General features: G+C 65.8%; 9 protein-coding genes. 4 read left to right on the forward strand and 5 right to left on the reverse strand.

The features are described 5' to 3' along the window. Positions 1-117 precede the first annotated feature (117 nt). The 4 genes from urtD to urtA form a co-directional block, all read right to left on the reverse strand. The gene (gene urtD / locus V9L21_RS26260) at positions 118-861 is read right to left on the reverse strand and encodes an urea ABC transporter ATP-binding protein UrtD (RefSeq protein WP_157614443.1); all 744 of its coding nucleotides are present in this window, start codon (positions 859-861) and stop codon (positions 118-120) included. A gap of 16 nt (positions 862-877) precedes the next feature. Beyond that, positions 878-2,068: an urea ABC transporter permease subunit UrtC gene (gene urtC, locus V9L21_RS26265; protein WP_337315712.1), complete on the reverse strand. Its 1,191-nt coding sequence runs from the start codon at positions 2,066-2,068 to the stop codon at positions 878-880. A 34-nt stretch (positions 2,069-2,102) separates the two neighbouring features. Then, the gene (gene urtB, locus V9L21_RS26270) at positions 2,103-3,017 is read right to left on the reverse strand and encodes an urea ABC transporter permease subunit UrtB (protein WP_126746926.1); all 915 of its coding nucleotides are present in this window, start codon (positions 3,015-3,017) and stop codon (positions 2,103-2,105) included. Between the two features lie 143 nt (positions 3,018-3,160). Further along, a complete protein-coding gene (gene urtA, locus V9L21_RS26275; RefSeq protein ID WP_337315707.1) occupies positions 3,161-4,426 on the reverse strand; it encodes an urea ABC transporter substrate-binding protein in 1,266 nt (421 codons plus the stop codon). A gap of 251 nt (positions 4,427-4,677) precedes the next feature. On the opposite strand from urtA, the gene V9L21_RS26280 reads away from it, so the two are divergent. Then, a complete protein-coding gene (locus V9L21_RS26280; protein WP_337315708.1) occupies positions 4,678-8,070 on the forward strand; it encodes a hybrid sensor histidine kinase/response regulator in 3,393 nt (1,130 codons plus the stop codon). Continuing rightward, positions 8,048-8,953, forward strand: coding sequence for a response regulator transcription factor (locus V9L21_RS26285; protein ID WP_337315709.1), 906 nt, complete (start codon positions 8,048-8,050; stop codon positions 8,951-8,953). Before V9L21_RS26280 ends, V9L21_RS26285 begins: the two co-directional genes overlap by 23 nt. 49 nt (positions 8,954-9,002) lie before the next feature. Here V9L21_RS26285 and V9L21_RS26290 read toward each other — a convergent pair whose 3' ends face one another. Next, the gene (locus V9L21_RS26290; RefSeq protein ID WP_337315710.1) at positions 9,003-9,461 is read right to left on the reverse strand and encodes a hypothetical protein; all 459 of its coding nucleotides are present in this window, start codon (positions 9,459-9,461) and stop codon (positions 9,003-9,005) included. Positions 9,462-9,664: 203 nt separating this feature from the next. On the opposite strand from V9L21_RS26290, the gene V9L21_RS26295 reads away from it, so the two are divergent. Then, entirely contained in the window at positions 9,665-10,483 is an 819-nt protein-coding gene (locus tag V9L21_RS26295; RefSeq protein WP_258507121.1) for a substrate-binding domain-containing protein, read from the forward strand. Positions 10,484-10,540: 57 nt separating this feature from the next. Then, the gene (locus tag V9L21_RS26300; protein WP_337315711.1) at positions 10,541-11,320 is read left to right on the forward strand and encodes an ABC transporter substrate-binding protein; all 780 of its coding nucleotides are present in this window, start codon (positions 10,541-10,543) and stop codon (positions 11,318-11,320) included. Positions 11,321-11,407: the final 87 nt, after the last annotated feature.

An 11,407-nucleotide genomic window follows, 5' to 3' on the forward strand; every position in this document is an offset into this window, starting at 1 on the left:
GCGAAATAAAGGAGGAGGCCGCAGGCCGGGGGACATTCGCGGAGAAAGGTACCCCGTCGGCGGGGGCGCGCCCTGAACAAAGCACACGCACAACGCGGCGGACAGAACAGCAAGTCATCAGTGCCCCAGATAAACGTCGATGACCTTGGGGTCCGCCTGCACCTTCTCCATCGGCCCTTCAGCCAGGATCTTTCCCTGGTGCATCACGGTCACCTTGTGAGCAATCTGCTTCACGAATGCCATGTCGTGCTCGATGACGATCACCGCGCGGTTCTGGCAAATGCGCTTGAGCAGGTCGGCCGTGAGTTCGCGCTCTCGTGCGCTCATACCCGCAATGGGTTCGTCGAGCATCAGCAGCTCGGGTTCCTGCATCAGCAGCATGCCGATCTCCAGCCACTGCTTCTGGCCGTGGCTCAGCAAACCTGCCTCGGTGCGAAGCTTGTCGGCCAGGCCGATGTCCTCGGCCACCGCCTGCACCTTGGCCTTGACCTCGTCGTCGCACTTGAAGGCCAGCGCACCCAGCACCGAACGGCCCTTCGGAAAAGACACTTCCAGGTTCTGGAAGACGCTCAGGTTCTCGTAGATCGAAGGCGTCTGGAACTTGCGGCCGATGCCCAGACGCACACGCTTGTGCTCGGCCATCTTCGTGAGCTCGGTGTTCTTGAACTTGATGCTGCCGCCGCTCGCCCGCGTCTTGCCGCAGATCAGGTCGAGCAACGTGGTCTTGCCGGCGCCGTTGGGGCCGATGATCACGCGCAGTTCGTTCTTGTCGATGTAGAGCGTCAGGTCGTCGATGGCCTTGAAGCCGTCGAAGGAGACCGTGAGGTCTTCCACGGCGAGCGCGAAGTCGGTGTTGCTCATGCGATGGGCTCCGGGTTCAGGCGCGTTGGCTGCCGATGCCGTCCGGCAACGCGGGTTCGGTCTGCGGCGCGGGAGGTTGTGCGGGTACGGTGGCGGCTGGCGGCTTTACCGCGGCTTCGCGTAGTGCCTGGCGGCGGCTCTTCCACCAAGGCCTGATCTTTTCGTCCCACAGCCCCGCCAGGCCCATCGGAAAGGCCATGGTCACGCCGATGAAGAGGCCGGCCATCAGGAACAGCCACAGGTCCGGAAAGCTCTCCGAGAACAGCGTCTTGCCTGCATTCACCAGGAGCGCGCCGTACACCGCGCCCACCAGGCTCATGCGACCGCCCACGGCGCAGTAGATCACCATCTCGATGGAGGGCACGATGCCCACGAAGCTCGGCGACATGAAGCCCACCTGCAGCGCGAACATTGCACCACCGATGCCCGAGAGCCCGGCCGCAAGGCAGAAGATGAAGACCTTGAAGTTCGACACGTCGTAGCCTGAAAAGCGCACGCGGTCTTCCTTGTCGCGCATCGCGAGCAGCAGCGTGCCGAGCTTGCTGGTCTGGATCCAGCGGCACAGCACGATGCTGCAGATCAGCAGGCCGACGCAAACGTAGTAGAGAACGTACTTAGCGCCATCGGTGCGTGTATCCCAGCCCAGCATCGTCTTCAGGTCGGTCATGCCGTTGACGCCGCCCGTGTAGCCCTGCTGGCCGATGATGAGCACGGTGCAGATCAACGCCACCGCCTGGGTGATGATGGCAAAGTACACGCCGCCCACGCGGCGCTTGAACATCGCAAAGCTCACGAGCCAGGCCAGCGCCATCGGTGCCAGCACCACCAGCGCCAGGCTCAGCGGCAGGCTCTTGAACGGCAGCCACAGCATGGGCAACTCGGTGATCTGGTTCCAGTCCATGAAGTCAGGAATGCCTGGTGTCGACTGGATCTTGGTGGTGATCGGGTCCGAGGCTTCTAGCTTCAGGAACATCGCCATCGCATAGCCGCCGATGCCGAAGAACACGCCCTGCCCCAGGCTGAGCACGCCGCCGTAGCCCCACACCATCACAAGGCCAACGGCAACGAAGGCGTAGGTGAGGTACTTGCCCACCAGGTTCAGGCGAAAGATGTCGAGCGACAGCGGCAGCACCACCGCCAGCAGCAACACCAGCAGCAAGAGGCTGCCAAGCTGGTAGCGAAGGATCGATGCCTTGATGAAATTCATCATCGGAACGTTCTCCAGAAAGAATTCGGTTTCATCAGCGACGGACCTTGACTGCGAACAAGCCTTGCGGACGCATCATCAAGATGAGCACGATCAGCGAAAGCGTCAGCACCTTGGCCATCGAGCCGGTCATGAAGAATTCCGAGATCGATTGCGTCTGCGCAATGCCGAAGGCGGAGACCACCGTGCCCAGCAGGCTCGCGGCGCCGCCGAAGGTAACGACCAGGAAGGCATCGACGATGTAGAGAGAGCCCGAGGTCGGCCCCGTCGATCCGATGGTGGTGAAGGCCGCGCCTGCCATGCCCGCAATGCCGCAGCCGATGGCGAAAGTCAGGCGGTCGGTCTTCATCGTGTCGATGCCGGTCGCGTTGGCCATGGTGCGGTTGGCCACGGTGGCGCGCACGCGCAGGCCCCAGCGGCTCTTGTGCAGTGCGACCAGCACGCCACCCGTGACCAGCGCGGTGAGCGCCAGCACAAAGAGCCCGTTGATCGGAATGTCCAGGCCTTCATGCGGCGTCCACGAACCCATGAGCCATTCAGGCAGCGTGGGGCTCACTTCCTTCGGGCCGATGAAGGTGCGAAAGAGCTGCTGCAGGCCCAGGCTCACGCCCCAGGTGGCGAGCAGCGTGTCGAGCGGTCGCTTGTAGAGGTGCCGAATCAGCACCCACTCCACGATCCAACCGACGATGAAGGCGAACACGAAGGCCAAGCCGATGGCAATCGGAAAGTAGTACGGCATGAACGCGGGCGCCAGGCTTTCGGTGACGCGTGCGGCCAGGTAGATCGAGTAGGCGCCGATGGTCATGAACTCGCCATGCGCCATGTTGATCACGCCCATCTGGCCGAAGATGATCGCGAGCCCCAGGCCCATGAGCAGCAGCACCGCGAAGAGGCTCAGCCCCGCGAAGCCCTGCATAAGGCCGATGTTCATCATGTCCGACAGAGTCATGAAGGATTCCTGTATTGGCTGTTGGCTCCTTCCCCTTCCGGGGGAAGGTTGGGATGGGGGCAGGCAGAGAGTGCCCAGTGGCAACGCCGCTTGCCCCCACCCCTGCCCTCCCCCAGAGGGGGAGGGAGAAAGTCATCAGGGGTTTATTGATAGCCTTTGGGAAACGGATCCGGCTTGATCAGCTCGCTCGACTCCGCCACCACCTTGAACGTCCCGTCCAGCTGCCCCTGCCCGATGCGCGCCTTGCTCCACAGGTGGTGGTTCGCATCCAGCTTCACATAGCCTTCGGGCGCGGTCTTCAGTTCGATGCCCGGCGAGCTGGCCACGACCTTGTCCACGTCGAAGCTGCCGGCCTTTTCCACAGCGGCTTTCCAGAGCCACGGCCCCAGGTAGCCCGCCTGCGTGACGTCGCCGATCACCGCGTCCTTGCCGTACTTGCCCTTGAAGGCCTCCACGAACTTCTTGTTGTTCGGGTTGTCGAGCGACTGGAAGTACTTCATCGACGAATAGAAGCCCGCGAAGTTTTCGCCGCCCACGCCGGTCATCTCGTCTTCGGTGACGGCCAGGGTCAGCAAGAACTGCTTGTCGCCCGTGATGCCCGCGGCCTTGAGCTGCTTGTAGAAGGCCACGTTCGAGCCGCCCACCACCGCCGCGAAGATGCAGTCGGGCTTGGCGACCTTGATCTTGTTGATCAGCGAGTTGAAGTTGGTGTGGCCCAGCGGGTAGTACTCCTCGCCCTTGACCGAACCCTTCTGGAAGTTCTCGATGTGCTTGCGCGCGATCTTCATCGAGGTGCGCGGCCAGATGTAGTCGGAGCCGACGAGGAAGAAGGTCTTGGCCTTCTTCTCCTTCGCGCCCCAGTCCAGGCCCCAGATGATCTGCTGCGTGGCCTCCTGGCCGGTGTAGATCACGTTCTTGCTCTGCTCCAGGCCCTCGTAGAAGGTCGGGTAGTACAAGAGGCCGTTCTCTTTTTCGAACACGGGCAGCACGGCCTTGCGCGAGGCGCTGGTCCAGCAGCCGAAGACGGCGGCGCAGTGGTCGTTGACCAGCAGCTTCTTCGACTTCTCGGCAAAGGTCGGCCAATCGGAGGCGCCGTCTTCCTTGATGACCTTGATCTTGCGGCCGAGGATGCCGCCCATTGCATTGATCTGGTCGATGGCGAGCTGCTCGGCCTGGATGGAGCCGGTCTCCGAAATGGCCATGGTGCCGGACGACGAGTGCAACTGGCCCACCGTCACTTCGGTGTCGGTCACCGCGAGCTTGGTGGTGTTGATCTTGGCGGTGGGGAACTGCGACTGGCCGAAGCTCAGGCCGCTCAGGCCCATCACGGGCAGCGCGGCGGCGCCCTGCAGCAAACGGCGGCGGCGCAATGCCAGGGCATCGAGAGAAAGATCGGAATCACGCGACATCAGGAACTCCAGGCGGGTTGAAAAATGAACTGACCGCGCACCATCGCAGTGCATCGGACGGTGCCTCGAGCACCATGGCTGGTACTTTAGAAATCACTTGCGCCGCCGCGAATACGTCATTCAACGTAGCGGCGAGAGACGCTCCGGCACGCAGACTCGCAGGCCGTGCACTGGGCGCAAAGCACGCAGGGAGCGCTTCTTGCTCTGCTGCCCTCATGCCGCCGCCCTCGCCCTTGCCGCAAGACCCCACCATGCAACCCGTCACCGGCCAGAAGATCTTTCGCATCCGCCGCGACTACAACGCGTGGGTCGCGAACGAAACGCTGGAGGACTACGCGCTGCGCTACACGCCGCGCAGCTTTCGCAAGTGGTCGGAGTTCCGCGTTGCCAATGCGGCCTTCGGCGCCACCTCGTTCCTGGCGCTGGAGGCCATTGGCGGCGCCATCGCGCTCAACTACGGGTTCTCGAATGCGCTGTGGGCCATCCTGGTGGTGGGGCTCATCACGTTTCTCACGGGCCTGCCGATTTCCTACTACGCGGCCAAGCACGGCGTGGACATGGACCTGCTCACGCGCGGCGCGGGCTTCGGCTACCTGGGCTCCACCCTCACCTCGCTGATCTACGCGAGCTTTACCTTCATCTTCTTCGCGCTGGAGGCGGCCATCCTCGCGCTGGCGCTCCAGCTGTACCTCGACTGGCCGCTGCCGCTGCTCTACCTGCTCTCGTCGATCGTGATCGTGCCGCTGGTCATGCGCGGCATCACGCTCATCTCGGGCCTGCAGCTATGGACGCAGCCGATCTGGATCGTGCTGTTCATCTGCCCCTTCATCGCGGTGCTGGTGAAGAAGCCCGAGCTCTATGCCGACTTCACCGGCCTGGTGGGCCGCACCTCCGACAGCAGCGGCTTCGACCCGCTGATGTTCGGCGCCGCCGCCACGGTGGCTTTTTCGTTGGTGGTGCAGATCGGCGAGCAGGTCGACTACCTGCGCTTTTTGCCCGAGAAAACGGCCGCCAACCGGGGGCGATGGTGGGCCGCGGTGCTGGTGGCGGGGCCGGGCTGGATCGTGCCGGGCATGCTCAAGATGATGGGCGGCGCCTTCCTGGCCTTTCTGGCGCTGCAGCACGAGATTCCGGGCAAGCACGCGATCGAGCCCACGCTGATGTATCTCACGGGCTTTTCGTACGTGCTGCGCGACCCGGCCTGGGTGCTGGCGATCACCACGCTCTTCGTGGTGGTGTCGCAGATGAAGATCAATCTCACCAACGCCTATGCGGGCTCGCTGGCGTGGTCGAACTTCTTTGCGCGGCTCACGCATAGCCACCCGGGGCGCGTGGTGTGGCTGGTGTTCAACGTGGTCATCGCCATTCTGCTGATGACGCTGGGCGTGTTCGCGGCGCTGGAGCACGTGCTGGGCTTCTACAGCAACATCGCCATTGCATGGGTCGGCGCGCTGGTAGCCGACCTGGTCATCAACAAGCCGCTCGGCTGGAGCCCGCGCACCATCGAGTTCAAGCGCGCGCACCTGTACGACATCAACCCGGTCGGCCTGGGCGCCATGCTGGTGGCTGCGGCGCTCGCCATGCTGGCCTACTCCGGCGTGCTGGGCCAATGGGCGCGGGCGTTCTCCCCCTTCATCGCGCTCATCACGGCACTGGTTGTTTCACCGCTGCTCGCCTGGCACACGCGGGGGCGCTACTACCTGGCACGCACGGACATCCGGCGCTGGACACCGGGGCAGATGGTCAAGTGCTCGGTGTGCGACAACAGCTTCGAGTCGGAAGACATGGCGCATTGCCCGGCCTACAGCGCGCCGATCTGTTCGCTGTGCTGCACGCTGGAATCGCGCTGCCACGACCGCTGCAAGACCGACTCGCGCGCGGCCGAGCAGATGAGCAGCTGGCTCAAGGCGCTGCTGCCGCCGGCGCTGTCGGGCCGGCTCAACTTTCGGGTGGCGCACTACCTGATGGTGGCGACCTCGCTGGTGGCGCTGCTGGCCACGGTGATGGGCGTGGTGTATGCGCAAGAAACCATCACGGGCTCCGATGCCATGGACCCCGCCTTGCGCAGCGCCTTTCTCAAGGTGTTCGCGCTGCTCTCGCTGGTGGCGGCGGTGGCGGCGTGGTGGATTGTGCTGGGCAGCGAGAGCCGGCAAATGGCGCAGGAAGAATCGAACCGCCACAACCACCTGCTCACCGTCGAGATCGAGGCGCACCAGCGCACCGATGCCGCGCTGCAGACCGCCAAGGAAGCCGCCGAGGCCGCCAACCAGGCCAAGACCCGCTACGTGGCCGGCATGACGCATGAGCTGCGAACGCCGCTCAACAGCATCCTGGGTTACTCGCAGATCCTGCTCAAGGGCGAAGCCGTGGCGCCGCCGCGCGAAGCGGTGCAGACCATACAGCGCAGCGGCGAGCACATGCTCGGGCTGATCGACGGGCTGCTCGACCTGGCACGCATCGAGGCCGGCCGCCTGCAGCTGGAGCCCGCGCCGCTCGCGCTGCCCGCCTTTCTGGACGAGGTGGTGCACATGGTGCGGCCGCAGGCGGAGAACAAGGGCCTTGCCTTCGTGTACACCCACAGCGGCCGGCTACCGCCCTGGGTGCATGCCGACGCCAAGCGGCTGCGGCAGATTCTCATCAACCTGCTGGCCAACGCGGTGCGCTTTACCGACAGCGGCACCGTCACCCTGCATGTGGATGCGCGGCGCGAAGTGCTGCGCTTCGACGTGGTCGACACCGGCATCGGCGTGGCGCCGCAGGACCACCAGCGCATTTTCCTGCCGTTCGAACGCGGGGCGGCGGGACGCCGGCGCGGCGAGCCTGGCACGGGCCTTGGCCTCACCATCACCGGCCTTCTCACCTCGCTGATGGGCGGCGAGCTCGCCCTGGCTGCCACCTCGCCCGCGGGCAGCACCTTCAGCGTGCGGGTGTACCTGCGCGAGGTGGCCGACCCCGGCCCGCAGGCGAAGGCCGGCGCATTGCGGCGGCTGGTGTCGGGCTACATCGGCGAGCGCCGCACGCTGCTGGTGGTCGACGACCAGCCGGTGCAGCGCCAGATGCTGGCCGGCATGCTGGTGCCGCTGGGCTTCGAGGTGCGAGAGGCCGCCAGCGGAACCGAATGCCTCGACAGCCTGCGCGAAAACCTGCCCAGCGCGATTCTTCTGGACCTCACCATGGACGACATGGACGGCTGGCAGACCGCGACGCTGGTGCGCGCCTCGGGCTTCGACCGCATTCCGATCATCATCGTCTCGGCCAACATGTTCGAGAACCAGAGCGAGCTGCTGCGCGCCGCGGGCTGCCAGGCGTTCGTGGGCAAGCCGGTCATCGAATCGGAGTTGATCGCCACGCTGGAGCGCCACCTCGGACTCGAATGGCTGGCGCTCAACGACGCCATCCCGCCCACGGTCGATGTCTCGGTGCGGCCCGATCAGCTGGCGCTTTCCGAAGACGACCGCGCCGAGCTGATGCGGCTGGTGCAGATGGGCCACGTGCGCGGCCTGCACCAGGTGCTCGACCGGCTTGCCGCGGCGTCTCCGCCGGCCGCCGTGACTTGCACGTGGCTGCGCGGCATGGTCACGCGTTTCGATCTCGACAATCTCCGCAAGGCACTCGCAGAAGATGCAGACACTCTCGCCCCCTGAAGCCGAACGCCCCGTGGTGCTGGTGGTGGACGACGCCCCCAGCAGCCTGGGCATGCTGTGCGACACGCTCGAATCGAGCGGCTACACCGTGCTGGTTGCCGCCGATGGCGAGGCCGCGCTGCAGCGCCTGGAGCTGGTGGTGCCCGACGCCATCCTGCTCGACGGACTGATGCCCGGCCTTTCGGGCTTCGAGACCTGCCGGCGCATCAAGGCCAACGCGGCGCTTGCGCACATTCCGGTGCTGTTCATGACCGGCCTTTCGGAAACCGCGCACGTGGTCGAAGGCTTCGAGTGCGGCGGTGTCGACTACGTGGTGAAGCCCATCCGCGCGCAGGAAGTGCTCGCGCGGCTGCACACGCACACACGCAATGCGCGCATCACGCGGATGGCGCGCGACGCTGTGGACGTGGCCGGCATGGGCGTGGTCTTTGTCGATGCGCACGGGCGAGTTGCGTGGCGTTCACCCCAGGCCGCACTGTGGCTGCACGCAATGGATGCGCCGCCGACCCCAGGCCTGCTGCCCGCTTCGCTGGAGCCCGTACTCGTGCCCGGCGCCGCAATAGCACTCATCACAGCGGCCGGCACACGGCTTTCGGTGCGCAACCTGGGCGCCGCGGCGCTCGGCGAGACCATGCTTCTTTTTGCCGTGCAGCGCGAAGGTGCCGGCGGCGCGCCTTCTGCGCGCCTTGCCGAAGCGGCCCTGACGCCGCGAGAGACCGAGGTGCTGTCGTGGCTTGCCAAGGGCAAGACCAACCGCGACATCGGCGAAATCCTCGGCACCAGCCCGCGCACGGTCAACAAGCACCTCGAGCACATCTTCGAGAAGCTCGGCGTCGAGACGCGCGCCGCCGCTGCGGCATTGGCAAGCGGGCAGCTCGCCTGAAAAAAGGCCGGCAGCGACAACGCCTTGCCGGCCCTCTCGGTTGTCCCGGTTACCTCTTGGGCGCAGGCGTTGCGGGCACCGCAGGCGTCGTCGTGGTGCTGCCCGACTTGGACGCCGGCACGGCCGGAGTTGCGGGCGTAGCAGACATCGTCGATGACGTGGACGAAGAAGACTGCGGCGACGGCGTGGCCGGTGTTGCAGGCGTGGCCGGTGTGGTGGCCGTTGTGCCCGTGCCAGGTGTGGCCGGCGTAGCGGGTGTGGCGGGCGTTGCGGCATTGGCAGACGCGTTGGACCCGCTGGCCGCGCCCGCGCCGTTGCCGTTCGCGCCTGCGGCTGCGCCTACGCCAGCACTGCCGCCGCCGCTTCCGCTACCACTACCGCCGCCGCCACCCGAACCTCCGCCACCACCACCTCCCCCGCCGCCACCCGCCGCGAGGGCAAGCGGTGCAACGCAGGCGCCCATGACGATTGCCACCAAGGCCGGTGTAATACGTTGTTTCAGCTTCATCGCAATCTCCTTGTTGATGCTTCGACAAGGCCAAGCTAGATGAGGCTGAAAGCCGCTCATGTAGTCAAAAGTCATCATGGCAGGCCGGTCCAGTCGGTCGAAGCCGCCGGCCAGGCGCCCACCTCGGTACTTACCCCGAAGGTGCTGAAGGCTGATTGACAGCCTTGCTGCCTACGATGAACCTGAACCACTCAGGAGACACCATGAAGACCCAGCCTTTCTCGTTCAATCGCCTGACCCGCCGCACCGCCCTGCTGGCGGCTGCGGCCGTTCTTGCCGGATGCGGCAGCCTCGGCGGCCAGGCACCCGCCGGCGGCGACATCCACGTGATGACCTCGGGCGGCTTCACGGCCGCGTACAACGACCTGCGCCCGGGCTTCGAGCGCAGCAGCGGCCGCACGGTCAAGACCGCGTATGGCGCCTCCATGGGCAACGCGGAAGATTCGATTCCGAGCCGGCTCTCGCGCAACGAACCGGCCGACGTGGTGATCCTCGCGCGGCCCGCGCTCGACGCGCTGGTGGCGCAAGGCAAGGTGGTGCCGGGGAGCCAGGTCGACCTGGTGCGCTCGTCCATCGGCTTTGCGGTGCGCAAGGGCGCGCCCAAGCCCGACATCTCGACCGTGGACGCGCTCAAGCGCACGCTGCTGGCGGCGCCTTCCATCGCCTATTCGGCCAGCGCCAGCGGCACCTACTACGAGACGGAGCTGCTCAAGAAGCTCGGCATCGAAGACCAGGTCAAGCCCAAGAGCAAGCGCATCCTGAGCGAGCGCGTGGGCACCGTGGTGGCCCGCGGCGACGCGGCGCTGGGCCTGCAGCAGGTGAGCGAACTGCTCCCCATCGAGGGCATCGACTACATCGGCCCGTTGCCCGCGGAGGTGCAGCGCGTCACGGTGTTCTCGGCCGGCGTGGCCACGGCATCGAAGCAGCCTGATGCGGCACGCCAGCTCATTCGCTACCTCAACGCGCCCGCTGCGGCGCCGACCATTGCAAAGACCGGGCTCGAGCCGATCACGGCACGCTGACGCATCGAGGCGGGTCAGTAAACTGGCGCACATCATCTTCCTGAAACGATGGACGCCATGACCCAGCCGCAGCCGCACAAGTCGCAACACGCCATTGCACCCGCTCTTGTTTCCGCCTTCGCGCCCGGCGGCACGCTGCGCGCGTCAATCAACCTGGGCAACCCGATCCTTGCGAACAAGGACGCGGCTACGGGCGAGCCGGTGGGAGTGTCGATCGATCTCGCGCGCGAATTCGCGCGGCGGCTCGGCGTGGGCGTGGAACTCGTGGTGTTCGAAAAGGCGGCGGCTTCCGTCGACGCGGTGAAGAACGAGAAGGCCGACATCGGCTTCTTCGCCATCGACCCGGCGCGCAGCGAGGGGTTGCTGTTCACCGCGCCGTATGTGCTGATCGAGGGCAGCTACCTCGTGCGCGAGCCATCTGAGTTCACCGACAACGCCCAGGTCGATGCCAAGGGCCATCGCATCTCGGTCGGCGCGGGCAGCGCGTATGACCTGTTCCTCACGCGCGAGATCAAGCATGCCGAGATCGTCCGGCTCCAGGGCGCGGCCGCCGCGTTGGCGGCACTGCGCTCGGGTGAGGTCGAGGTGGCCGCCGGCATTCGCCAGCTGCTCGAAGCCGAGGCGCAGCGCGAACCGGGCGTGCGCGTGCTGCCCGGCCGCTTCATGGTGATCCAGCAGGCCATGGGCACGCCCGCGAGCCGCGGTGCCGAGGCGCAGGCGCTGCTGGCGGATTTTGTCGAGGAGATGAAGGCGAGCGGCTTTGTCGCCGATGCGCTGGAGCGCCATCGCATCGAAGGTGCGATCGTGGCTCCTGCCTCCACTGGAGCGGCTCTGTAGTTTTTGCTCCGTTGTTCAGGGCTTGTGCAAAGGCCACCGGGTACTCCCCTCCGCGAATGTCCCCCGGGGCTGCGCCCCTCCTCCTTT

The sequence above is a fragment of the Variovorax sp. CCNWLW235 genome, assembly GCF_037204085.1.
Taxonomy (GTDB): domain Bacteria; phylum Pseudomonadota; class Gammaproteobacteria; order Burkholderiales; family Burkholderiaceae_C; genus Variovorax.